Here is a 25,205-nt window from a genome sequence, read left to right on the forward strand (position 1 = left end):
AAACCACCTGTCATATATTCCGGAAAGCATCCAGCAATTTTCCGACAACAAGATAAGGAAATATTTTTATTCAGCCATCACCGGCGTATCGTATTGTTCTTCAATATACATCTTATCCACGCCATCGACCTTTTTAAATCCGGCTCTTGCGATATACATTGCCCTCGGATGAATATTCTTATCATCATGATGTGCATGGAAAACAATACGCAAATCACCCTGTTTATCCCGGAACATAGCGCTATGCCCTACCCCGACCAGATTTCCGGGTTTTTGCAAAAGGGGATTGTCAGTATATTTTGTCCATTCACCGAAAATATCTGTGGCGGTGGCACAGCCGATCCCGTAAAACTGGCTTTCATAACTGTTTGCAGAGTAAGTCATATAGTATATTCCATTGTGCTTCACAATAAAAGCTCCTTCATTGACCCGGGGCCAGACCTGTTCCCACTCCTGAGAAACATGAATACAGGGATGCAATGTTTCCGTTTTGATGGTCATCAGATCCTCTTCCAATTCTGCAACCCAGATATTTAAACCATCGTTGAACCGGTCAAAAAACAGATATGGTTTGCCATCGTCATCAATAAACAGTGAATTATCAATCGTTTTTTCACCTTCGAGCATGGGTTTTTGAACAGGTTGTTTAAAAGGTCCAAAAGGTGAATCTGCTATTGCAACACACATGTGTTCTTCAGCCGAATAATACATGTAAAACTTTCCGTTGACATAATAGACTTCCGGTGCCCAAAACCATCTGTCACCATATGAATTATCTTTATGCAGAGCCAGTTCCGACGCTTTTTTCCACTCTTTCAAATCATCCGATGTATATACTTCAATTCCGTCATTGGCATTGGTGCCGTAAGCATAATAGACATCATCGTGTAACATAATGAACGGGTCGGCCAATCTTACGGGGGCTGGATTATGGATAGTCTCTTCCGGTTTATCAGTTCCTTTACAGGACGACACTACGACAAAGAAACATATAAACAGCAGATACCGGTATTTTTTCATCTCTATTGTAATTTAAAAAACCTTCCTGACCCGAAAGCCAGGAAGGTTTATCATTAATTTAATAATTAGGATTTTGTTCAATATTAGGATTATTACTCACTTCATCAGACGGGATAGGCAGACGGCTATGACGGCCGATCACGAAATTGTTGAAATCGGAATCACGCGATTTCAGTTCGTCTATGCCAGCCTGGCTGTCGACCAATCCCCAACGTTTGATATCGGCCCAGCGTTGACCTTCCGTGGCCAACTCAAGCGCTCTTTCCATCTGCAAACGCTTCAGGAAAGCATCTTTATCGGAAGTCGCAGCAGCGTGGTTTACAGCAAGTGCCGGCATATTCACCCTTGCCCTTACCCGGTTGACATGTGCAACAGCATCAGAGACACTTCCTCCCGATTGAACGATACACTCTGCATACATCAACAACACGTCTGCAAAACGGATAAGTCTTACATTGGTCGGATTATGATAATCATCAAAATCACGATAATGCTCCGAACTGTATTTCCGGTAAAACACACGCCCTTTCCAGTTGTCCCTGTTCCACGTTGCTTCGTTGCTGACCTCACCATATATCCGTTCGTTATCAGGAAAATCCAGATGTTGCTCACTGTAAAATGCAGTATGCCTCAAACGGATATCGTACCCATCATTCAGATTTTTCTCTTTTTTGAATTCGGCAACGAGCCACGGGCGTATTTCACCATCCGTCCATCCTATTCCGGGAGGAGCGAAAAATTGTCCGCGATTCAATCCCAGATTGGGATTTACATCAAAGTCACCATCACCTGCGGGCGCCTTATTCACATCGGAATATTGAATCTCAAATACAGACTCTCTATTATTTTCAGTGTCTCTCCTGAAATTATCGGCATAATTGGCGGTAAGATCGTAGTACTTCTGGCCTTCACCTTCCACTAACCATTGTAAATCATTCTTGGCTTCATTCCATTGGTGCAGTTGCATATAACATTTTGCCCTGAAAGCCAATGCCGCTCCTTTTGTTGCGCGTCCCTTATTGGCATCGTCCCACTCTTCCGGTAAAAATTTCTGCGCTTCAGTAAAATCACTTATAGCCTGTTGATATACTTCGGAACCAGTATGCCCTTCGGGTTGCATTCCTGGAGTAGACGGTTCGAGTACGATAGCCAGACTCTTATTATCACCTCCCCATAACAAAGCGAGATTATAATAGTAAAGCCCCCTCAGAAAGTATGCCTGGCTAAGAATCCTGTTTTTTTCATTTTCGTCGGCAAACGTTATGTCAGGTACAAAATACAATACCTGATTGGCTCTGAATATTGCTTCGTAGCAATCCCTGTATGTCCAGGCGTTACCTTCCCAGAAATTGTAGTTATTATACCTGAAATCGGTCCATTCTTTCAATTCTGCCCAGGGACTTTGACTAAACCCTTCATCCGAGGTAAGATCCAGCCGGAACCATATCCACCGGCTATATGTTCCCGGTTTATAAAACATATTGTACACTGCATTGATGCCATATTGTGCATCGGTCTCCGTTTTCCAGAATGTTGCCGTAGTGATGGTATTCGGATTCTCCACAGTCACATCACAAGCATTTAACAAGAAAACAGCAAATAATAAATATATGATTCTTTTCATTGTAATAAGTTTTCTGAGGGTTAGAATGATATTTGTGCTCCAAAAGTTACTCCGTAGGGATTTGGGAAATATCCGCCATCATAGCTGCGATCCCAGATATTGGTATTGAGGAACTCAGGATCCAATCCCGTATAAGAAGTAAATGTGATCAGATTCTGTGCATTTACATATACACGAATATTACTGAACGTACTGCCAAGCATTGATTTCGGCAGGTTATATCCCAACGCCATCTGTTTTACTTTGAGATAGCTTCCGTTCTCTAACCAGCGGTCCTGATTGCCTCGCACATTACGGGAATCAGCATAAATGGGACGTGGATCTTTGGCATTCGGGTTTTCCGGAGTCCATGGGTCGTAACTCACGCGGTAATTCGAATTGTCGTCAAAACGGTCGAACGCGCTTCTCGGGCCATTGAACGATTTATGTCCGAACGCGCCTCCCATCTGGATTTGAAGATCGAAGTTTTTGTATTCAAAACCAAGATTCATGCCTAACTCGAATTTCGGAATGGTAGATCCGCAGTGCTGCCTGTCGTCATCGGTTATTATTCCGTCATCATTGTAGTCTATATACTTCACATCACCGGGTTTGGCATCGGGTTGAATGATTTTCCCTTCACTATTGGTATGGGCATATACTTCTTCCTGGGTACGGAATAACCCATCTGTTTTGATCAGATACCATTCGCCTATCGGCTCTCCGGGAAGAGATTTCGTATCCCATTGAGTGAATTGTTTCAAATTATAGGCAATCTCCGTGATCTTATTCTTCAGGAAAGAACCGTTTACATTAATGCTATAACCAAAATCGCTATTTATCCTGTCGCGCCAGGTAGCAGAAAGTTCCACACCGGTATTCTGCAGGGTAACAGCATTCACATAAGGATTTCCACCGTTATTGCCGGTCACCATCAGTATCTGCATAGGAGCCAGTACATCCTTTGTTTCTTTCAGGAAGTAATCTACTGCAAGATTCAACCTGTTATTAAGCAACATGGCATCGAATCCGACATTCAACTGAGTCAGCCTTTCCCACTTTAAGTCATTATTTGCCAGTCTGATCTGCGTCATACCGGTGTGTACATTCTGGCCTGTTCCGAAGACAGCCTGAGGGAATGTGGTAATAAATGACACCCAATCCCATACACCGATATTTGAATTACCCAGCACCCCGTAGTTGGCCCTTATCTTCAGATCGTCTATCCAGGAAGATTCAAAGAAATCTTCATTACTGATCCTCCACCCTGCCGATACGGAAGGAAAATATCCTACCCTGTTGTCAGGCGAAAATTTAGAAGACTCGTCGCGACGCATAGTGAAACTCAACAGATACCTTTCGTCGTAGTTATAGTTTACACGGCCGAATACCGAAAATAATTTCTGTAAGTCCCTGTAATTTCCTGTCTTTGGATTTGAAAGCGCTGCATCAAGCGTATCAAAATAGCGACCATCGCTCGTCATCAACACATCGTTCTTTGTTCCCCAGATTTGCTCATAGGTGGAGGTAAAATAGCTTGTACCCAATACCGCAGAGATATCGTGTTTGCCAAATTTTTTGTTATACTCCAGCGTATTATCAAATACCAATCCCTGGTATTGAGCCTGGTTTTTATTTAAAGAAGAAGGGTCATAGGGTTGGTTGTATGTCCAATAGCCTTCTTTCCGTAAATAAGAATGTCTGTCATTACTGAAATCAAATCCGAGATTAAACCTGTATTTCAAGGCTTTCAGCAATTCAAGTTCAGTGAAGAGATTTCCCCTGACGCGTAAGTTGCTGTTTTTGGTATCTTCAAAATCTTCCTTTGCAAAAGGATTTGTTCCAAAAGTAACATCCCTGCTTCCATCACCGTAACCATATCCACCCCTGGCTGCATTGTTCTCATCATAAACAGGAATGGTGGGGAGCATACGATATACATCGACAATAGGATTCGTATTCAGTTCATCTACAGCAAAATGGCTTAACGTAATATTTTCCCCGATACGGAACGTAACATTGTCCCCAAAATCACGTGTAGCCGAGGTATTTGACCGCAAAGTAAAACGTTCGCTTTGGGTCCCAATAGTTGTCCCGGAATTGTGCTGGTAGTTACCTGAAATAAAATAGCGGCTACCGCTATTACCCCCCGAGAAAGATATATTGTGATCCTGTACGATACCGGTCTTAAATACCTCTTCCTGCCAGTCGGTATTTCCATCGAAATGGTTGGCCGGCTGCCGTCCGGCATTGGCAAAAGCCAAGTCGTTCAGCTCAATCCATTGATCCCGGTTCGTGAGGTTGTATCTGGGTAACCATTGCATGGTGGCACGCGAAGATACATCAATCTTCATTTTGCCTTCCTTCCCCTGTTTGGTGGTAATAATAATTACCCCGTTACCGGCTCTTGATCCGTAAATAGCTGCTGCTGATGCATCTTTCAATACCTGAATACTTTCAATATCGTTAAAATTGAAATCCCGGTTTGCACCGGAGACAACCCCATCGACAACATACAGTGGAGTACTATTTCCAAATGTACCCGTACCACGAATTTCCACTTTTCCTTCCCTACCCGGTGCACCGGCAGTACGTACGGTTACCCCGGGAAGAGTACCCAATGCGTCACCCACCGTACCGGTTACGATCGTATTTTTCATCTCGTCAGGATTAAATACGGAAACAGATCCTGTCAGGTCGGCCTTACGGATTGTCTGGTAACCGATGACTACTACCTCTTCCAACAGTTCTGCATCTTCTTCTAATGTAATGCTTACGGATGTTCTTCCGTTAAGAGCGACAACCTGCGTTGTCATTCCTACATAGGATACTTCCAATGTTGCATTTGAAGGCACATTCTGCAAGGTAAAATTACCATCTATATCAGTTACGGTTCCGGTAGATGTACCTTCTACCTGCACTGTTACGCCGATCAGTGGTTCTCCTTTGGTATCAGTAACCACACCTCTTACGGTAATTCCCTGTGCATACAAACATAAGGATAATGTCCACATCAGTACGAACAAAACCCCATTCGATAAATTGAAAATTTGTTTTTTCATTCTCACATTTTGTTTAGATTATGAATTAAGTAAAAAAGATTTACAAAAAATAAGTGCTAATCAGACGCTTATCTTCTCTATTGTTTGAAGAAATAAATGGATTTCCTCCGGATGGAATAGATTAATGCCTCGCCTTTCATTTTTTGCAATTATTATATTAGCAAAAGAACCTTCTTCTTTACACTTGTCATGTCATAATCGTCTCAAAATGTATTAAAAATTTATCATAAATTCACATGTACATGATTAATAATTGTTTAAGGAATACACAGGAATGCCGATATCCTCAAACATGATAAACCCCAAAAATTTCACCAACTTTTGGGGTTTATATTTTATTTTACAGATAATTACTATTTACCTTTCTCCAATAATTTCTGTTCCAGCATCTTCATAAAATATCCGCCGACCACGGAGCGGGCTTTAAAGTTCATTCTTTCTGCGGTCACCGTATCATGCCAGTCGCTGACAGGTACACGGGACGAAGTTTCATCCGCATATTTATAGACGAGATCGACCAATGCATTAAAATCATTCATATCACCTGTAAGAGTCGCCGTCCACATGATCCAGTCCGATTTGGTATACGTGGCCCGATTGTCCAGAGGCAAGCCATATTCATTCTGTTTAGTGAGATAATAAGCCATTTCTTTCCGGGCAATTTCCGGATCAAAAACATTAAACCCTAACAATTTATCCCACACTAAATTATATTTCTGACTCCAGGTACCTGCCTGATCGAAAGTGAGCTTATAGTGGTGATCGCCGTCGCGGGCCATCTTCTCCCACTCCACAGCCATTTCAGCAGCGATATTCAAATACCTTTCCGACACATCGGTTTTCTCCAGCATCGAAGCCAGTTTCCCATAGGAAGCAATTCCCATGATCGCTTTGACAGAGAGGTTCGCGTTATGGGCAAGATGTCCAGCAAAGTCATCGGTACAGAGCTGATCATCGGGATCCAATCCTTCCTCAACCAGATAATCGGTCCAGGTGGTCAGCACATCCCAGTGTTGGGCGGCATAACCGGCATTTCCTTCCATTTCGGCAATGGCAGCCGTCAAGATCAACATATTACCAGCCTCCTCTACCGGCATATCCTCTCCGTAAGTCTGACCATTACCAAGGGGATAGGTACCTATATCATGTGCGGGAAAGGGTTTAGTCCATCTTCCACTTTCACTGTAATAGAAAATATGGTTCATCAGCCCTTTTACCAATTCGGGGTTATAGAGCAGGAATAAGGGAGAGGAGGGATAGGTTATGTCTACCGTACCGATAGAACCGTTGCTATTGTTCTCTTTCGACAGGAACAGGAGTGTTCCGTTTTCATCCTTCACTAACTTATGGGCTGCAATTGCCTGCCGGTAAGCCAGCGCAGCCAGTTCGGCATATTTCCTGCCTCCTGCCTTTTCGGCATCCGCCATCATGGTCCGGTTGAAATCATCGCAACGTTCCAGGATCGATATATAGTCAATTTCCGCACTTTTGAACGCCTGGAAAATATCCACAGTTCCGTCGTTAGTCCAGTAACCTTTCAGGTTCTTCCCGAAATATTGTATGGAGTAGATATCATCGTAACCCAGCATAATGAATCCGGCTCTCTTTTCGGATGTCACTTCACCCAGATCACGGCTGTAAGCGAGTACCGTCATCTCTTGCGTCATATTTGCGGAAAGTTCTTGGGCCAATGCCCCGGAGATCTGTCCGGTCGTTTGAAAGGCTTCCTTGGTATCCCAATTATCACCGAAATTCAGGGTTGCGCCGTCATTACCGGTACCGGTCAGATAAAAATACCCCCAATCGATGCGCACGGCGTCACCACTCTTCCGGAGCATGGGTTGTTCAACGGTGCCGGTTTTGAGGAAGGTTCTTCCTTCTTTTTCGATCTTCTCAAAATTGACCGGCTGGCTATCATCGTGTACCGCCCACTGAGGGGTTGCCTCAAAATAGACCTGCACATCATGCGATGCTCCGTCGTTAGATCTTACCTGATAAGTGATGTAACTTACCGGCCGTGAAACAAGTGTCAGGTCGTTCAGAAGTAGGGGTGTGGTAAAGATTACATCCAGTTCTACCGGGCCGCAGTCAAACGTATAAACGGTTTGCGTAGGCAGCAGGCTTACCGATTTCTGCTCTGCAGTACGTTCAAACGATACCTTATTCTCTTCTTTCTCATACAGGCCGAAATCCACATAGGCTCCACCTGTTCTGTTATGACCATGGGCGGTAATGATATTCTCTCCTTTTCTGAGTGTAGCTTTCACCTCTTCTGAAAGTTCCTCTATCACGTTGTACTTCCACGTGTAGCCGGTTTTTACAACCGGGATCCCGTTAATGTACAGCTCAAAATCATCGTCGTGCGAATAGTGCAGATAGATGGTTTTACCGCTCAAGTCTTCGTCCAGATTGAACGTACGTCTTACCCAAATATCTTTTGTTTCCCAAAGAGTGGAGAGATGGGGTTCATTTGGCGTGCCGAAAGCAGCCTTACCCGTTTGCCAGGATACATCATTGAATTCCAGGCTCTTCCATCCTTCTCCCGCAGGTTCATCAAAAGTATATTTGCCTTCCCATTTTTCTTCACGGACCGTTGAAAGAAGCGGTTTCAACGGCAGACTTTCTTTTCCCATAAACCTATACACTTCGCCATTCACTCTTAAGGCTCCCAACAACGGAAACCCTTTATCGGTCCAATGGCGGGGCTGGTCATCATAGAGATTATCGGTATATGACCATGCGTTAAAATAAGGATCCACCGTAACCAGTGGATAGGCCGGTGCACGGAGCCCAGTGATAAGATCGGTGGAAACTATATTGATTGTGGATGTATTTTGCTGACATGCATATAAAATGAAAGTTGATAAAAGTAGTACCGCTAAAAATTTATTGTTCATACGTTCCTGAGATTAAAAGAATTAAATTATTAGAAAAATTATTCATGCAAAGCTACCACAAAGATAAAGAAATAAGTACACAGGAGCCCCCTTTTTACAGAGAACTCCTATGTAACACTCGTCATTTACTATTCAATGGCCTGGTCTTCATCCGGAATTTGCGTATTGATAACACCACCGGTCTCCCCTCCTGAGAATTCAGCAAATACCTTGTAGTTACTGCGATCGGTACGATCTTCATCGATGGTTGGGACGAGCGAAGCTAATATTCGCAATTATGTCGAAAATGGGAAGTCACCGAAATTCGATGGACAAATTGGTCTATACATTAATGTTAGCAAGAATATTATTGGTGCATTTTAATATTATCTATCGAGATGTCAACTAAGCGAAGAAAAAGAAGATCAAAAGAAGAAATAGACGAAATAATAAATAAAGCGGCTATTGCGCTGATCGAATCCGGAGGGTTTACAAACGTAACAGTAAGGAACATTGCCGAAGAAGCAAAAATTGAAGCAGTTGTATTCTATAACAGATATAGCAATATTGAAGATTACATCGATGAATTTGTAAAAAAATATGACTATTGGTTTACGAATGTCGCCAAAACTGATGGGGAAATTAACGATAAAGAGGAATATCTTCATATAATAAAGAATCTTTTCATTTCTTTAAAAGAGAACAAGGTGATGCAGCAGTTACTCCGTTGGGAAATTTCCAACCATAATGATACGACCCGACGTACTGCAGGATTAAGAGAATTTCATACAATCCCCTTAGTCGAGAAATACAAAGAGATTTTCAAAAACGCCCCGTTCGAGATAGAAGTCATTTCAGCATTAATTATCGGAGGCATCTATTATCTTGTGCTGCATGCAAACTTAACTCCTTTCGCCGGTATAGATGTAAATTCAGAGGAGGGACATGGAAAAATATGCAAAGCAATCGAATTTATGGGAAATTTCTTCTTCGATAACATGTCGCCATTTGACAACAAAATACTGGAAGTTGCAAAGAAAATGAGAGAAAAAGGAATTGAAAGTGATATTATTACAGAATGTACGAAAGTGCCAAAAACTGTTTTACAAAAACTTTAAGTTTTTATATCGCTTTTTGATACTGTCCAGGAAAAAACGATAACTTTTTTTTAAAATTAGAGATCAGTTTTTTATTTTATTATTAAAATAGTAAAACGAACGAGGGGTTGTAATTTTTTTGCATTACAACCCTCGTTTCTTGATTTTATTTTATTTCAATTGAACAACTTTGGAATAAATGGCCTGGTCTGCACCTTTGGCTCTTACACCTACTCTTGCATAGAGATGTTTAGCAGAAGTAAAATTATTATTACCGGACATATCCATTGACAAGTTTAATGTACCAGCCTGTAGATCTGTGAAATCCTTACGGGCAAGATAAGACACATCATCCACAAAAGAGGTCTTGCTGACCAATAAACAAACATAGTCTATTTCAGCCGTATTCACAATCTGGGTTACATTGAAGGTTGCATTCAACACAGAACCGCTAAGAGACAGGCTTTCGTTGGATATGGTAAAATAGGGAGTTACTTTTACTTCCACATTGGTCGATCCTTTGAGATTGACGACAAGCGTGTCCCGCGTATTCACCCAGGGTCCATTCTGGTTTCTGGTTACTAATTTATATTCACCGTCAAACAGTGTTGCCTGAAAAGTACCGTCTTGCTTCACATACACCCGTATATGATCTCTCAGTTCATACCCGTCCTGATAAAGCTGCAACTGTATCGCTTCCCCGGTACCGCGTAATCCCAATGTCTCTCCGTTGTATGTTATTTTGCCCTGCAATGTCGATTGAGGAGCATCATAGTTATCAAATCCACAGGCGGTAAGTGTAGCCGCTGCCATTATTATTACGAAATATTTATAAAGTCTCATATTTATCATCGTTTACAAATTTACAATTTGAATTTTTATTGATAAGGATTCTTTACCAATTTAGGATTATTATTAATCCATCCCTGATCAATAAAATTATAATAGTTCCTCATCTCGAAACGTCTTGGATAAGGCGACATGTGTGTGGGGAACTTATCAAAAACCCATTTACCATTGTTGGGATTACCGGGATCATTAATCAGATAAGGGAATAAAGCCATCTGTTGGGCATACTGTTGACCAACATACTCATTTTGTCCGTTTCCATTCCAGATTTGATGCGCCAGCCTCCAACGTTTCAAATCCCAATAACGATGATCTTCAAAAGCAAATTCCACCCTTCTCTCGCGAACGATATCATTGAAGGTTACAGTTGCAAGTTCTTGTATGCCGGCTCTATTACGCACTGCATTGATATATGTCAAAGCTTTTCCTGATTGTCCCAGTTCAAGTGCCGCTTCAGAAGCGATCATATAAGCTTCCGCGATACGGAATCGGGGAAACCACATTTCGCTCCTGCGTCCGCGGGTAGAGGCACTGGGTGTTTCATCCATAAATTTGCGGAAGAAGAAACCTGATTTATTCACAAATTGGTTGTTGGTAGTTGTCGGACCATTCACAGATGTGATAAGAACGTCATTATTATCTCTTTCACCCGGTTCACTGGTTCTTATTTCCCATTTTCCATCTCTCAAATATTTCTGTCCGGCTTGTAATACTACAGGCGTACCTTTAAAGATAGCACCAGGATAAATAACAGTACCCCATAAACGTGGATCTTTATTGGCAAAGGCATCTTCCGGATTGTCATAATAAACATAATCCCCGTTAGCCTCTTTCGTCCTGATTTGTCCGTTCCGGTCATTGATATATTCAAAATCCTCCACCAGATTCAATATTGGGCCTGCATATGCACGGTCGATATCTTCTGCATGCGAAGCAGGAATATTAGATTGTGTGAATCCGTTCGTTTGTCCGGGGTATTTGTAATCACGTGCCCAGATCACTTCTTTATTATTCTCTTTTACCGAAAGGGCTTCATAGAAATTACGTCCCCTATCGTCAGGTTTAGTCAGCTGTAATTCATATTTGCCACTGGCTATCACCTCTTCAGCAGCTGCAAGTGCAGTTCCATAATAGCCTGCTGCCAAATCAGCCGGAATGCCCACTTCCTCACCGGTAGTCCGGACCGGAGCAGTCATTTTGTTGTTATAGTTTGCTATTGAACCGGCATAGACGGCAGCACGGGCTTTCAACATCAAGGCAGCCCATTTGGTGGCCCTTGCGGCATTAGTAGAAGGATCTGTCGGCAGGAAATTTTTAATGGCTTCACATTCGGAAATGATATAGTCATAGAGGCCAGCCTCAGTGGAACGGGCATATTGCATTGTAGTAATATCCATACCGGGCGTGTATTCAAACACCTCGTCACCAATAATAGGCATACCACCCATTCCCCGTCCCATATTAAAATAGAGCCATGCCCTGATAAACCGGGCTTCACCCTCCAACTGATTCCGGGTTTCGTCATCCAACACAGTCGATGCGCGTACCCCTTTTAGGAACTGGTTCAAATTGCGGAGTAACGTATAGTCATATACCCGCCAACGATCATTTTCAAAATCCTGACGGGTATCCGGACCTCCATCCGATTTGGAAGCTTCATCCAGAATAGTATACGGATAAGAGTCATCTATATGCTGTCCCCAGGTTATTCTGCCATAAAAATTGGAAAGTACAGATTTGATCATTACAGCATCTCCGAATATCTGATCATCCGATAAGATGGTATCAGGTTCCCGTTCCAGAAAATCGCTGCAACTGTTGAACGAGAAAAGAATTATAGCCAAGGCTACGAATATATTTTTTATCTTCATAATTTTCAGAATTTGAGAGTTAAACCAACGTTAATAATCCGCATAGTCGGATATGCCAAACCATTTGTATCCTGGATTTCCGGGTCAACATTAATTAAGTTGGTCAATCCAAACAGGTTCTGTCCCGCAAGATACAAACGCAGATCGGATATGGAAGCTTTATTTACAATGGATTTGGGAACCGTATAGCCAAACTCAAGATTCCTTACTTTGATATATCTCACGTTTTTCTTCCAGAAAGTACTGTTCCAGTAATTACTATGGCTGCTATTACCGATTAACAACATGGGATATTTACCCGGGATCAGTTCACTATTGGCATCCCAAATATCGGTAAGGCGCCATGTATCTTCCATATAATACTGGGGATTGTTTCCTCCATCGTGGAATGGATTTCTCTGTTCCCACTCCTGATACCAGGTAGACATGCCACCACCTGTCAAGTCAAATGCAAGATCAAATCCTCTCCATAAGAATGAAAAATTCAATCCGAAGTTTAAAACAGGTGTAGAATCCTGGCGATAACCTATCGGACGCTCATCCATCCCGTTAATAACACCATCGCCATTCACATCCTTGTATTTTATATCACCCGGACGGAGTGTCCTGTTACCCTGTCGGTCGTTATCGATCGGCCACGATGCAATCTCTTCCCAGCTCTGGAACTGTCCGTCAGCTTCCAATCCCCAGTTAAGGTATCCAAAACGATGGTTAATGGAATTCCGGTATACATTCCATGAGTTACTGAAACGGGGTTTATATTGTTCCCAATCATAAAAACGGGAATAGGTCACATTGGCTCCAATGGAATAAGTCAATTCATTTATTTTATCGCTCCAGTTAGTAGCAAAATCATATCCCATGTGCATATCCGAATTCAAATTTTCACTTGGCAGACTGAATCCTACTTCCGATGGCAATAAAATGTCATACCTTGAGGCAGGTAATCCTGTACGCATACGACGGAAGAAGTCGAAAGAACCAGAGAGTTTTCCGCCCAGGAAGCTGGCATCCAATCCCACGTCCAGGATTCGAGCCTTAATCCATGAGAGTGTTGTAACGGGAAGGCCACGGGGTTGCGTACCTATCGTATATACTCCGTCAATCACGGAGGAGGCAGTACCGACCCAATCTCCATTATTATTTCGGTATTGTTTGTAATTATATCCGCTCATATAGTCAAATGGATTATAACCGCTCACATTGTCATCTCCAACCAATCCATAAGACGCCCTCAGTTTCAGATCACTGAATATCCCGGATACCTTGCTGTCACGCCAGAAATTTTCTTCAGAAATTCTCCATCCAAAAGAACCTGAAGGGAAGAATCCCCAGCGGTGGTTTGGTGGAAATTTCCATGAGCCGTCATAACGTCCGGATAATTCTACCAGGTATTTATTGGCAAAATCATAGTTGATACGTCCCATGTAACCTAACCGAGCCTGTGTATTATTGCCTCTGTCATCATAAGTATCCATGGTCTCGTAATCGATCAGATGCAGGGCGTTAGACGTAGGAATTGAGTGTACCCATGTTGAGGGTTCATCACGTTTAATGGCTTCCAAACCAAGCACTGCGGCGATATTGTGATCGGCGAATCTCTTATTGTAAGACAACTGAATATTAGAGGTCACCTCTTCATTATAACCTTGCCGCCTTTCTCTCCAGGGATTGGTATTTTCAAACATCACCGGATAGGTATCTGTTTTTTCGTCGTAATCATACAACTTATAAGTATATTCCTGGTTATCCAACTTTTGATTTGCCAGGTAATAACTTGCCAAAGCACGAGCCTTTAAACCATCCATAATCTCATATTCAGCATCGAAAGTCAACTGTACAACCCTCCAGGCTTCCTCATATTTTCCGGATAAATCGTAATTTAACCAGGCAAAATTAGTTCCTGCTTCTGTGGAAGTCATGGTCGGATAAAGTGGATTATCGTTTGCAAACGGCCTTCTGGTAGGCAGGTTACGGAACGTACCAAAGCGTGGCAACCAATAATCATCTCCACCGGGTACGCCGGGATTTACACGCCTCTCGATACGGCCGTTCATTCCCCCACCAATTTTCAAACGATCCGTGATGTTGGCATTCACATTCATTTGCACGTTGGTACGGTTGAATCCTCCATAATTTACGATAATGGCATCCTGGTTCAGATTCCCCACACTGAGGTAATAGTTTATTTTATCTGATCCACCGGATACATTCGCGTTAATGTAGGTCTGCGGTGATGTTTCCCAAATGTAATCATACCAGTCAAAAGGTACATATCCTTTCTCGGTACCCTGCTGCCACTTCTGATAGTCTTCTTTGGTATACCTGTAATCAGTTCGTCCCTGGACAGTTTCAGACTGTATATAATTTTTAATATAGGTAACAGCATCTGCCGGTCTTGGAAAATCATACAGGCTCTGCATTCCGTAATAAGCATTCAAAGTCACTGTATTCTTGGTATTACGTGACCCTTTCTTGGTATTTACCACAACTACCCCGTTGGCAGCACGCACACCGTATATAGATGCGGAAGCATCTTTCAACACTGATATTGATTCGATATCATTGAAGTCAATATTGTTGAACTGACCTTCGTCTGACTGTATACCATCTATCACAAACAATGGCCTTCCCATATTTCGTATTTGGATATTGGTAGTAGAGCCGGGGCGACCATCCGTCTGGCGTGAATTGATACCGGCAATCTTACCGACCAGGGCACCCGATGAAGTGGAAGCTTTAGACCTGCTGATATCTTCGGCACCAATTACAGCAATTGCAGATGTCAATGACTCCTTTCTCTGCGCCAATCCAAATCCGGTCACAACCACTTCACTCAAAACTTCCGAATCTTCTTCAAGAGTAACACTCAACGTATGTCTTCCGTTAACATTCACAACCTGAGTTCGCATACCCACATAAGAAACTTCCAACACAGCATCCGGTGCAATATTGGACAATATAAAATTACCATCTATATCGGTAACCGTACCAATAGCTTTCCCCTGCAACTGCACCGTCACTCCCACAAGAGGTTCACCATAGGTGTCAATCACCGTACCGCTCACATTAATATTCTGAGCAGACACACTAAAACATACTATCCCCAAAAATATGGATAGTATACTTTTCATTAAATTAAACGAAACTTTTCTTCTCATCCTTCATTTTGTTTAGATTATAAAATAAAAATAAACACACAACAATTTAAGTGCACTTAATCTTGCACTTCATCTTTCACATCAAACAAGAAACAATTGACAACTTTTGCGTTTTTTAAATTAAAAATTAGATTTCACTTACTTAACGGTCTGGTCTTTTCTACATAATAACTTACTCAATTTTCGCCTGTAAATTTGGAATGTATGCAACTAAATCGGAGATATTCAGATATTTTGTGGGGACCCATAGTGCGAGTTGAACGTAAAAAGAGTAGTTGTCTGAGCGAAGCGGGTTCTACTCTTTTAGTGAATATTTGCGTTAAGCCAAATGAGCAGAACCAAGCTTGCTTGAGCTATGCCATGGCGGGCAAATATCTAACTTTATTGAACGAGGACTATTATGGGGCATAAAACATTCGTCAGTTGGAGGATTTAGTTGCAAACATACGACTTACAAAATGTGAATAACTTATAACCTCAGTCTAATGTAGATAATGAAAAACTGCAAAACCAGGTCTTTTGATTATTATATTTATTTGGCAAAAGTCTTCTTTTTTTTACAGAATTAATGCCATTTTCATCTCAAAAAATAGCAAAAATTCATCATTATGTTTTTAACGGTATTTAATATATTGATTGTCTACACATTGCCAATCTATTCCTCATTATCAATTTTCCAATATAAAATAAAACAAAGGAACCATCTACCCCTGCCTATTTCTTCCCAGAAACAGGCAGTGCACACCCAGACCCGACAGATGCTGATATCAGTCGCCCTTTCTTAAATATTATAATCCTCCTATTGATTAGGATATAGTCTTTTTGCCTCCGGATGTCTTGCAAGAATTTCTTTCAGATCCTCAACTACATCCTGCTTAACTTCCGCGATATTCTTTGTTTCTAACGGATCGTTTTTGTAATCGTATAACTCATATTCTACATCTGTCGGATCATTCCAGTTTTTCCATTCTACCAGGCGATACCTATCCGTACGAATGGCTCGTCCAATATATCCACCGTGAGGATAAGCATGATAGACATGATCTTTTATTCTTCTTTCCGGATCTTTCAAAACCGGAACCAGACTTAACCCGTCGATAGGTTGCGGCGTTGCAGGTTCTCCTAATCCGGCCAGTTCTGTCAAGGTGGGATAAATATCCACTGTCTCGGCAAGCTGCCCGGTTGATCCTCCCTGAACTGTTAACCCGGGAGCAACCACGATCAGCGGAATCCTGTTGGCCTGCTCATAGTTGGTGTGCTTTGTCCAGTAGCCATGGTCGCCAAGATGCCATCCATGATCCCCCCAAAGCACTATAATGGTATTATCAAGCATATCCAACCGTTCAAGTTCATCCAACAGACGACCGACCTGGGCATCCATATAACTCATGGATGCATAATATCCATGTATCAATTTGCGTGTCAATGAATCCGGAAAAACATATTGTCCTGCAGGGATAGGCGTAAACTGATCGATCTCTCCTCCTCTTTTGATTGCCATTTCCGGTGCGTCCTCTGCATCTTTTTCATATTCGGGCATAGGAAGATTTGCAGGATCATACATATCCCAGTATTTTTTTGGGGCGCTGAACGGGAGATGAGGGCGGACAAAACCGACAGCCATAAAAAAAGGCTGATCCGGCTTTCTCTTCAATTCCCGCAATCTGTCAATTGCATGTCTGGCTACCCGACCATCAGCATATGCCTCGTCAACTACATCAGGCGCCTCCCAGGCAGCACCACGGGGTAACTGTCCGATAGGAGGCAGGTCGGGAAAATAAAGCCGGGTATTCTCAAAAAGCGCCTCCTCACGGGTCAACCGGCGACCGGTACTTTCCGGTAACAGGTATTCAATCAGCTTATCCGGATGATGGGGAATACTCCACGAAGCTTCGTCATTCGTATTGCCGTGACCTACGTGAAATACTTTGCCGATAGCCTCGGCATGATAACCCGCTCGCATAAAAAATTGCGGTAAGGTGACCGCATCAGGGTAAACATCGCGAAGTTGAAATCCGAAATCATAGAGGCCCGAGGTGGTAGACCGGGCTCCTGTTAACAAATTATAACGGGAAGCTACGCTGACAGCCTGGTTACAATAGGCCATATCAAACCTGACACCCTGACTGGCCAGTCTGTCGATATTCGGACTCACGGCCACCTTATCACCATAACATCCCAGGTTGGGTTTTAAATCATCAACCAGGATCATCAAAATATTCCTGGGTTTTTCATCGCTGGCCTGTTGGGCTTTCACCAGGCCGGGAAGAGCACTTACTCCTCCAATGAGTAATATCTTATTCAGGTAACGCATTTTATTTACAATCAATATTATGAGTTATTGAAACGAAAATTTTATAAATCATTGTCAAAATGAGGGTAAGCCCTCTTTCCAAAAAACCTCTTTATTCGAGATATACCAACTCTTTCCTTTATTGTTGTTTCCTTGAAAGAACAGGTATGTCCTTCCATCGAAATCAGTAAATATATGGGGATGCCCCGATTCACTCTCATTCCATTCCCCCGGTTTTCCATTAGGCAGGAATGGTTCATCAAACAGCCTTTTCCATACGAGCCCGTCGTCGCTGACCGCTACTCCTACTTGTTGAGGCCAGTTATTGTAAGCTCCGGCATAGAACATATACATTCTGTCATTTTGTATAGTGATGGAAGCTCCTTCTATACATTCACCCTCCCAGGCCAATTCCGGGAACAGAATAGGTGCATCAACCGGCTGGATCCAATCGTCTCTGTCAAAGCTGGTCTCTTTTGATGCCACGGCTACCCCCAGCATCTGTATTCTAAAATCGGGATCCCGGGTCGCAAAATAAAGATAATATTGATTATTGAACTCATATACTTCGGCATCAATTGCGCGACCACAATTCCAATCACCTTCAGCTTTGAAAATCGGATTTGTCGCATTTCGCTCAAAATGGATCCCATCTTCTGAAAAAGCGTGACAAATAGCATCATCTCTTCCGTTTCCATAAGTCTGATAAAAGAGATGTACCATCCCGTCCCTTACCAATGCACCGGGAGCACATAATCCGTTTCTCTCATACTCTGCCTGCGGGTCAGGAACGATTTCTCCTATTTTTCCCCAGGTGATCAGGTCTTCGCTTTCCGCAATTCCTATATTCCAGCCGGAGTTCTCTACTCCCTTCATCGGAGGTATGGAATAATACATCAAATAACGTTCGCCAAAATAAACTACATGAGGATCTTTTGAAAAAGGTACGCCGGTACGTGAGGTGTCACCGAACATCATCTGTTTTTCCTGCCGGATATCCTGAGGCTGCCGGGAGGTTGCATATGAAGGAAACAAATACAATAGTGAAAGAAGAAACAGAAATTTTATTTTCATAGCGTTATATATTTTATACAAAGATCACATTTGTCATTAATCTTATCTGGGAACAGGAAGTTCAAAAATAATACTATTTTATCTGAAAGCATTAAAACTTCCGTATCAATAAATACCAAAAATACATCAATAAGTAACGTGTTCGGGACTTACACCCTAGAGTTAACATTCATGCCGGGCAAATTACAAAAATCCCAACTATTTGCCTGTGAAATAGTTGGGATAATATTTTTAATTTATTCAGCGAAGGGGCCTCAGTAAAAAAATTCAAACCGGAAGTTGGTTATACTAATTATTTTATCAATGCGATAAATTCTTCACGCGTTCTCTGTTCGCGGAAAACACCGGTGAAATCGGAAGTAGTGGTAATAGAATTCTGTTTCTCCACACCCCGCATCTGCATGCACATGTGTTGTGCTTCGATCACCACCATCACTCCCATCGGATTCAATGTTTTCTGAATACATTCTTTGATTTGGGTAGTGAGGCGTTCCTGCACCTGCAAGCGTCGGGCGAACACATCAACCACCCGGGCAATTTTACTCAGGCCGGTAATATAACCATCAGGAATGTAAGCCACATGAGCCTTACCGAAGAATGGCAGCATATGATGTTCACACAAAGAAAAGAGATCGATATCCTTCACGATCACCATCTGCCGGTAATTTTCCCTGAATAAAGCAGAACGCAGAATCGCTTCCGGATCCTGCCAGTATCCTTTTGTGAGATATTGCATAGCCTTTGCTACCCGTTCCGGCGTTCTCATCAATCCTTCGCGGGTTCCATCCTCACCTAATAATGAGAGAATATCCCGCATATGATCAGCAATTACCAATCTGTTTTTTTCTAATTCTTCGGAAGACATCTGTTCTTTCTATTGCAGGCTATTACTCATGCTCACCATTGTACTGCTGGTGAACGGGGATCTTCACCTCATCCACTACGATATACATCTCTTTACCGAACGAGGGAAATGATTTCACCATCTCCTTCAATGTCTCTTCGGCTTCGCTTCGGGTCTCAAAATTCCCCACTCTTAACCGCCAGAACGGCGATTCAAAAAGGACAACTGTTTCGAGTTCGGGATATATATTATTGATAAGCTGCTGCTTTTGGTGCGCCTCATTCTTAGAAGTACGCTGATTATTCCCGGAAAAAGCCTGTATCTTGTATCCTCGTACCCGGTAATACTGCGTCGATCCGTCGGCATTGGTATATACAGTCCTGGGAGGGGCCATAGGACGTCCTAACACATGCGCGATGCTCTCATCCTCATAAACAGAAACACGCCCCTTACCGGGCACTACGGAATTCAGTTCCCGCAGTATTTCTTTCTTTTGTGATGACGACTGGGCATAGGTTCCGTCTGCAAACACAACCAATAACAGAAGGAGAATTGTATAGTGAAAGAGATAGTTCATTATTCAAAATTACTAATTACAAATAATTAATTACTAATTACCAATGACTAATTACCAATTAACCCAATATTAAGACATTAATAGATCAGTCACATCCCGTCAAGTCGGAATCTTCACTACGTTCCGATTGGCACTACTTCCCGATATTGGCTCATTAGTCATATTAACTTTACAAAGATAAAGAAATACCACAGACCCGGAGCGGATCTGTGGTAAAATTCTGTTAATCGGTTCAGAATGCCTCAATAATGGGCATAAATTTATCTACTCCCAGTGAAGCACCGCCAATAAGGCCGCCATCCACATCGGGATTGGAGAAAAGTTCTTTTGCATTGCCGGCGTTGGCACTTCCACCATAGAGGATAGAGGTATTGTCAGCAATCTCCTGACCATACTTTTCAGCCAATGTTTTGCGGATAAAAGCATGTATCTCCTGTGCCTGATCGGCTGTAGCTGTCTTACCGGTACCAATTGCCCATACGGGTTCATAAGCCAGTACTATTTTAGCAAAATCTTCAGGGGAAAGTTCGAACAATGAGTCTTCAATCTGCGATTTTACCACATCGAAATGTTTACCTGCTTCTCTTTCTTCCAGCACCTCTCCGATGCAGAAGATGGGGGTAAGTCCGTTGGCAAGCGCCAACTTCACTTTCTCTTTCAGGATTTCGGAAGTTTCGTGGTAATAAGCACGACGTTCGCTATGTCCCAGAATCACATACCTGGCCCCGGTAGAAGCTACCATCGCGGCAGACACTTCTCCGGTATATGCACCCGATTCCTTATCAGCACAATTTTGTGCGGCAACGCCAATCTTGTTTGTATTAACGGCATTCACCACACTTGCCAGATGAATAAAAGGCGTACCGATCACGACATCACAGTTCACGATCTTATTCTTCAACGCCTCGTTCAACTCTTTTGCCAGTTCAACTCCCTCTTGCAGGTTTTTATTCATTTTCCAGTTACCTGCTACAATGTTTTTTCTCATACAAAAAAATATATAATTAAAATTTCAAATTTAGCCACGTTATTTCAGATTTGGGATTTGGGATATTGGAATTCAAACCTCCTCGTCTCCCGGTCTCCCCAGTCTCCCAGTCCCCCAGTCAATCCAGTCAATCCAGTCAATCCAGCTACTCTCCCACATTATCATCTAACCACCTCCTGCCAGGCACTCTGCTATCGTCCCATTTATTGATTACCGTTCCCTCTTTCAGCAACATCAATCCGGGATTTGCACGAATCATTGTTTTCAGTACCCGCTCATCCGCATGACAAAATTGAAAACCGGTACGGTGATGTTGTTCCCATTCCCCTACCACATCGGTCGGCGATGAAGTGAGGAGGTAAAAGGAGTATCCGTTTTCCTCAGCATAATGGTGCACTTGCCTGAATCGTTCAAGATGGTTCAGACTCATCTTATCCAACGAATAGGCAACCATCAGGAAAGTATAAGAGGGTTCGGAAAGGATGATATCGGTAATATCGCCCCCAATATCCCATGAACCGGTAGCCTCGTCATAATACAATGCCTCTACCGCAAAGTCTTCAATGGCAGGCTTCTCACCTTCTTTTACCACTTTTGTCTTCATATCCACAAATGTCCAGGTGGAATCGTTCCAGGGATAGTTTTCTTCAGTAAACTCCTTCTCTATCCCATCTTTCCTATAGATAAAAACGGTCTCCAGCACATCTGCCTTCTCCGGGTCGACAAACATCTGCTGTGGAATATTGGCACCGATCTTGTAAGGACGAAAATCGATGACCGGCAGGCGGTATACATTATGAAGAGAAAAGAGCACACCCAGGAGCAATGTCAAAAGCCCTGCCACAGGCGCCATTTTCTTTGAAAAGAGCGGGGTGATCTGCCTCCATTTCAAGAGCAACAGTATTGCTCCTGCCAGCAGTATTACGTTCTTATAGAAAGTTTGCCAATTACTGATAGTAAATGCATCGCCAAAGCATCCACAATCTTCCACAGGGTTGGCGATGGCAATCCACAGGGTGAGTGGCGTAAAGAAAACCATGAACAGGGTGATCAGCCGGGCAGTCCATTTCCTGTAAATTCCTAATAACAGAAAAACACCCAAGGCAAATTCAGCCGTCACCATAAAAACAGCTACAGGTAAAGCCAACGGAAAAAGCCCTGTAAGACCCAATTCTATCAGGTAATCTTCTATCTTATAGGTGAAACCCAGTGGATCGACAGCTTTCACGAAACCGGAGAATACAAAGGTCACCCCGACAATAATACGTGACAATTCGAGCAAAAATTTCACTATTTTGGTTTTTGAACTCATCTTTCTTCAGAATTTAAAGATTCCAGATTCAAAATTCAAGATTTAGCTACGCTGATTTCCAATTCAAATTCCATAAATCGTTAAATCAACAAATCAGTAAATCATCACATCAAATCGACCTTTCCACTTTTCCCACTTTCCCACCTACTCCTCTCCGAAATGCAGTTTGATCAACCCAAAAACAGCATAATTGATCATATCTTTGTAATTAGCATCAATCCCTTCGGAAATAAGAGTCTGCCCGTCGTTAGCTTCGATCTCTTTAGTACGCTGTATCTTCATCAGGATGAGATCGGTATAGGAACTTATCCGCATACTTCTCCAGGCTTCTCCGTAATCATGATTCTTTGCCTCCATCAGCGCTTTCGATTCCGCCACGAAGCGGTCGTAAAGCTCCAGGGCTTTTTCCGCCGAAATATCCACCACATCCACATAACCCAATTCCAGTTGAATCAACCCTACGATACCATAATTCACGATACCTACATATTCGGGGAAGATACCTTCATCGACCCTGTTATCTTTCATTGTTTCAAGCGTACGGATCCGTTTCGCTTTGATAAAAATCTGATCGGTCACTGAACCGGGACGGAGTATTCGCCATGCGGCTCCGTAATCCTGTAGCTTCTTCTCGAATACTCCCCGGCAGATAGCGAGTACTTCGTCAAACTGATGATGGGTTACTTTCATTTAGTCTAATGCAATTGAACTATTTCGTTAAGCAAGAGCAGATACAAAGCTTGCTTTGATTATGCCGAGCGCAGAAATAGTCTAATGTAATTGAACCGAACAAAGGTAATAAAAAAAGGCACAAGTTCATTATCCTGTACCTTTTTCAATCTACCTGTCCGGTTTACAATTTATGAAATGCGAATAGAATTACCTACACGCAATGTAGTTCTGGGGGTAATATTATTTAATGAACAAATTTTATTCACAGAAGTGCCGTAGCGTTTGGCGATAGCTCCCAACGTATCACCTTTCTGGATTCTGTGGTAATTTACTTCACCTGAAACATATTTATTTGTATTGGCATTTTTAGCGGGTTCCCTGTTGGTTGAAGCACTGGCTGTGGCAACAGTATTGTCCGTATTACTTTTCACAACCACCCTACTGCTGTTGGATGTCTTCCTGTAACTTGAATTAGTCACCAAATACTCCTCCTTATGGGGTGCTTTTTTCTGAAAGTCGATAATAAAATTGGGATTAATCGGTTTACCCAGGAAGCGGGTTTCAAAATGCAGGTGCGATCCGAATGAACGGCCCGTATTACCTGCCAGTCCGATTGGTTGTCCCGACTGTACAAAATCATTTTCATCCACGAGGAATTTGGAAAGATGTCCGTAAACGGTTTCCAGTCCGTTCAAATGGCGTATCACAAGATAATACCCATATCCTCTCCGCTCATATTGCTTTACCCTTATTTTACCATCGAACGCGGCATAGATAGTATCCCCGGTTTGGGCTTTCAGGTCAACGCCGTAATGATAACGGCGGCTGCCTCTCCGCCCGAAATTGGATGTCATATACCCATCCACCGGCATGGTAAAATTCTCCAGATCCACGATAAACGTATCCGGTGCATTTTTCAGGTCACCATACGTATTGACATACCTGTTTCCCCACATCCCACCATAAATATCGTCGGCTGGAATGGCTTCGGGATCAAACTCGAACCGGTCCTCTTCCACTTCATCCAGGACAGACAAATCCAACTTGAGCTTCAGTCCGTCGGCAAAAAGCCCCGGCTGTTCACTCAGGGTAGAACTGTGTAATTGTTTGTATGTGAGGTCAGGTCTGGTATTTCCGTTTGATTCCGGAGACAATTGTGAAAATGCGTTCAATGTTACGAACATCAAGCTTGCAGATAATAATGTGCCTGCTTTTGCTAAAAAATGATTTCTCTCCATTGTTGCTTCACTGAATTTTTTGATAATCCATTAAAAAACACTTTTGTCATTATATCTCATCATTCGCATAAAGATACGGGATGAGATAATGGGAGTAATTAAAAATCTCGTTCTCAGAGAAGAAGCGCTTCAACTCGGCTTGTGCTGTCTCCTGAGAGTCGGATGCATGCACAATATTTTCCTGCACGCTCATACTGTAGTCACCCCTTATAGTACCGGGTTGTGCCTCTCTACCGTTTGTAACACCTGCCATTTCGCGAACTACATTTATCACATTCAGCCCCTTAAGAGCCATCACTACCACCGGACTTACACGCATAGCATCTTTGACGCGACCAAAAAAGGATTTTCCGGCCAAATGGGAATAGTGTTCACTCAGAATTTCATCAGTCAATTCTACCATCTTCATACCGACAATCTGGATTCCTTTCCTTTCGAAACGGGAGATAACTTCCCCCATGATTCCGCGCTGTACAGCAGATGGTTTTAGAATTACTAATGTAAGCTCCATGAATGATAAAAATGATAAACTATAATGAAAACGACCTTTTAATTACTGATTTTTTTCTTTAAATCACTTTCAAAGTAAAGTTTTTATTATTTCTCATCCAAATAATCTATTCCCTTTTTTTGAGGAGAATTTACACACCAGCAGTAAAACAGGCTCA

The 25,205-nt window shown here is 42.5% G+C and carries 18 protein-coding genes; 1 reads left to right on the forward strand and 17 read right to left on the reverse strand.

Annotation, left to right across the window (positions count from 1 at the left end; translation table 11 throughout):
- Positions 1-66 precede the first annotated feature (66 nt).
- The 5 genes from F597_RS0111610 to F597_RS22400 form a co-directional block, all read right to left on the reverse strand.
- Complete coding sequence (locus F597_RS0111610) at positions 67-1,020, reverse strand: glycoside hydrolase family 43 protein (protein ID WP_019539915.1); 954 nt, start codon at positions 1,018-1,020, stop codon at positions 67-69.
- Between the two features lie 58 nt (positions 1,021-1,078).
- The gene (locus tag F597_RS0111615) at positions 1,079-2,644 is read right to left on the reverse strand and encodes a RagB/SusD family nutrient uptake outer membrane protein (protein ID WP_019539916.1); all 1,566 of its coding nucleotides are present in this window, start codon (positions 2,642-2,644) and stop codon (positions 1,079-1,081) included.
- A 20-nt stretch (positions 2,645-2,664) separates the two neighbouring features.
- Positions 2,665-5,685, reverse strand: coding sequence for a SusC/RagA family TonB-linked outer membrane protein (locus F597_RS0111620; RefSeq protein WP_019539917.1), 3,021 nt, complete (start codon positions 5,683-5,685; stop codon positions 2,665-2,667).
- A 353-nt stretch (positions 5,686-6,038) separates the two neighbouring features.
- Complete coding sequence (locus F597_RS0111625) at positions 6,039-8,582, reverse strand: glutaminase family protein (protein ID WP_019539918.1); 2,544 nt, start codon at positions 8,580-8,582, stop codon at positions 6,039-6,041.
- A 128-nt stretch (positions 8,583-8,710) separates the two neighbouring features.
- Complete coding sequence (locus F597_RS22400) at positions 8,711-8,857, reverse strand: hypothetical protein (protein WP_019539919.1); 147 nt, start codon at positions 8,855-8,857, stop codon at positions 8,711-8,713.
- 102 nt (positions 8,858-8,959) lie between these two features.
- On the opposite strand from F597_RS22400, the gene F597_RS0111630 reads away from it, so the two are divergent.
- Entirely contained in the window at positions 8,960-9,679 is a 720-nt protein-coding gene (locus F597_RS0111630) for a TetR/AcrR family transcriptional regulator (protein ID WP_019539920.1), read from the forward strand.
- A gap of 150 nt (positions 9,680-9,829) precedes the next feature.
- Here F597_RS0111630 and F597_RS0111635 read toward each other — a convergent pair whose 3' ends face one another.
- The 12 genes from F597_RS0111635 to ndk all read right to left on the reverse strand — a co-directional run bounded on the left by F597_RS0111635 (position 9,830) and on the right by ndk (position 25,048).
- A complete protein-coding gene (locus tag F597_RS0111635) occupies positions 9,830-10,501 on the reverse strand; it encodes a DUF3823 domain-containing protein (protein ID WP_026327383.1) in 672 nt (223 codons plus the stop codon).
- Between the two features lie 35 nt (positions 10,502-10,536).
- Positions 10,537-12,378 carry a RagB/SusD family nutrient uptake outer membrane protein gene (locus F597_RS0111640; RefSeq protein ID WP_019539922.1) on the reverse strand — a complete coding sequence of 614 codons (1,842 nt, stop codon included), beginning with the start codon at positions 12,376-12,378 and terminating at the stop codon, positions 10,537-10,539.
- 5 nt (positions 12,379-12,383) lie between these two features.
- Positions 12,384-15,512, reverse strand: a complete 3,129-nt coding sequence (locus tag F597_RS0111645) for a SusC/RagA family TonB-linked outer membrane protein (RefSeq protein WP_019539923.1) — start codon at positions 15,510-15,512, stop codon at positions 12,384-12,386.
- Positions 15,513-16,338: 826 nt separating this feature from the next.
- Complete coding sequence (locus F597_RS0111650; RefSeq protein ID WP_019539924.1) at positions 16,339-17,853, reverse strand: sulfatase; 1,515 nt, start codon at positions 17,851-17,853, stop codon at positions 16,339-16,341.
- A gap of 54 nt (positions 17,854-17,907) precedes the next feature.
- Entirely contained in the window at positions 17,908-18,906 is a 999-nt protein-coding gene (locus F597_RS0111655; protein WP_019539925.1) for a family 43 glycosylhydrolase, read from the reverse strand.
- A gap of 292 nt (positions 18,907-19,198) precedes the next feature.
- Positions 19,199-19,771, reverse strand: coding sequence for a GTP cyclohydrolase I FolE (gene folE, locus F597_RS0111660; RefSeq protein ID WP_019539926.1), 573 nt, complete (start codon positions 19,769-19,771; stop codon positions 19,199-19,201).
- A gap of 22 nt (positions 19,772-19,793) precedes the next feature.
- The gene (locus tag F597_RS20685) at positions 19,794-20,327 is read right to left on the reverse strand and encodes an SPOR domain-containing protein (protein WP_019539927.1); all 534 of its coding nucleotides are present in this window, start codon (positions 20,325-20,327) and stop codon (positions 19,794-19,796) included.
- Between the two features lie 232 nt (positions 20,328-20,559).
- Positions 20,560-21,315, reverse strand: a complete 756-nt coding sequence (gene tpiA / locus F597_RS0111670; RefSeq protein ID WP_026327384.1) for a triose-phosphate isomerase — start codon at positions 21,313-21,315, stop codon at positions 20,560-20,562.
- A gap of 145 nt (positions 21,316-21,460) precedes the next feature.
- A complete protein-coding gene (locus tag F597_RS0111675; RefSeq protein ID WP_019539929.1) occupies positions 21,461-22,627 on the reverse strand; it encodes a BT_3928 family protein in 1,167 nt (388 codons plus the stop codon).
- A gap of 144 nt (positions 22,628-22,771) precedes the next feature.
- Positions 22,772-23,317 carry a DUF1599 domain-containing protein gene (locus F597_RS0111680; protein ID WP_019539930.1) on the reverse strand — a complete coding sequence of 182 codons (546 nt, stop codon included), beginning with the start codon at positions 23,315-23,317 and terminating at the stop codon, positions 22,772-22,774.
- Positions 23,318-23,487: 170 nt separating this feature from the next.
- Positions 23,488-24,537: a M23 family metallopeptidase gene (locus F597_RS0111685; RefSeq protein WP_019539931.1), complete on the reverse strand. Its 1,050-nt coding sequence runs from the start codon at positions 24,535-24,537 to the stop codon at positions 23,488-23,490.
- 49 nt (positions 24,538-24,586) lie between these two features.
- Entirely contained in the window at positions 24,587-25,048 is a 462-nt protein-coding gene (gene ndk / locus F597_RS0111690; protein ID WP_026327385.1) for a nucleoside-diphosphate kinase, read from the reverse strand.
- Positions 25,049-25,205 lie beyond the last annotated feature (157 nt).

The sequence above is a fragment of the Proteiniphilum acetatigenes DSM 18083 genome (genome assembly GCF_000380985.1).
Lineage (GTDB): Bacteria > Bacteroidota > Bacteroidia > Bacteroidales > Dysgonomonadaceae > Proteiniphilum > Proteiniphilum acetatigenes.

Bases quoted from the DNA above. Each gene is read 5' to 3' on its own strand.
- F597_RS0111635 (WP_026327383.1), bottom strand. From the start codon at position 10,501: ATGAGACTTTATAAATATTTCGTAATAATAATGGCAGCGGCTACACTT.
- folE (WP_019539926.1), bottom strand. From the start codon at position 19,771: ATGTCTTCCGAAGAATTAGAAAAAAACAGATTGGTAATTGCTGATCAT.
- tpiA (WP_026327384.1), bottom strand. From the start codon at position 21,315: ATGAGAAAAAACATTGTAGCAGGTAACTGGAAAATGAATAAAAACCTG.
- F597_RS0111645 (WP_019539923.1), bottom strand. From the start codon at position 15,512: ATGAAAAGTATACTATCCATATTTTTGGGGATAGTATGTTTTAGTGTG.
- F597_RS0111610 (WP_019539915.1), bottom strand. From the start codon at position 1,020: ATGAAAAAATACCGGTATCTGCTGTTTATATGTTTCTTTGTCGTAGTG.
- F597_RS0111650 (WP_019539924.1), bottom strand. From the start codon at position 17,853: ATGCGTTACCTGAATAAGATATTACTCATTGGAGGAGTAAGTGCTCTT.
- F597_RS0111640 (WP_019539922.1), bottom strand. From the start codon at position 12,378: ATGAAGATAAAAAATATATTCGTAGCCTTGGCTATAATTCTTTTCTCG.
- F597_RS0111655 (WP_019539925.1), bottom strand. From the start codon at position 18,906: ATGAAAATAAAATTTCTGTTTCTTCTTTCACTATTGTATTTGTTTCCT.
- F597_RS0111680 (WP_019539930.1), bottom strand. From the start codon at position 23,317: ATGAAAGTAACCCATCATCAGTTTGACGAAGTACTCGCTATCTGCCGG.
- ndk (WP_026327385.1), bottom strand. From the start codon at position 25,048: ATGGAGCTTACATTAGTAATTCTAAAACCATCTGCTGTACAGCGCGGA.
- F597_RS20685 (WP_019539927.1), bottom strand. From the start codon at position 20,327: ATGAACTATCTCTTTCACTATACAATTCTCCTTCTGTTATTGGTTGTG.
- F597_RS0111675 (WP_019539929.1), bottom strand. From the start codon at position 22,627: ATGAGTTCAAAAACCAAAATAGTGAAATTTTTGCTCGAATTGTCACGT.
- F597_RS0111630 (WP_019539920.1), top strand. From the start codon at position 8,960: ATGTCAACTAAGCGAAGAAAAAGAAGATCAAAAGAAGAAATAGACGAA.
- F597_RS0111685 (WP_019539931.1), bottom strand. From the start codon at position 24,537: ATGGAGAGAAATCATTTTTTAGCAAAAGCAGGCACATTATTATCTGCA.
- F597_RS0111620 (WP_019539917.1), bottom strand. From the start codon at position 5,685: ATGAAAAAACAAATTTTCAATTTATCGAATGGGGTTTTGTTCGTACTG.
- F597_RS0111615 (WP_019539916.1), bottom strand. From the start codon at position 2,644: ATGAAAAGAATCATATATTTATTATTTGCTGTTTTCTTGTTAAATGCT.
- F597_RS0111625 (WP_019539918.1), bottom strand. From the start codon at position 8,582: ATGAACAATAAATTTTTAGCGGTACTACTTTTATCAACTTTCATTTTA.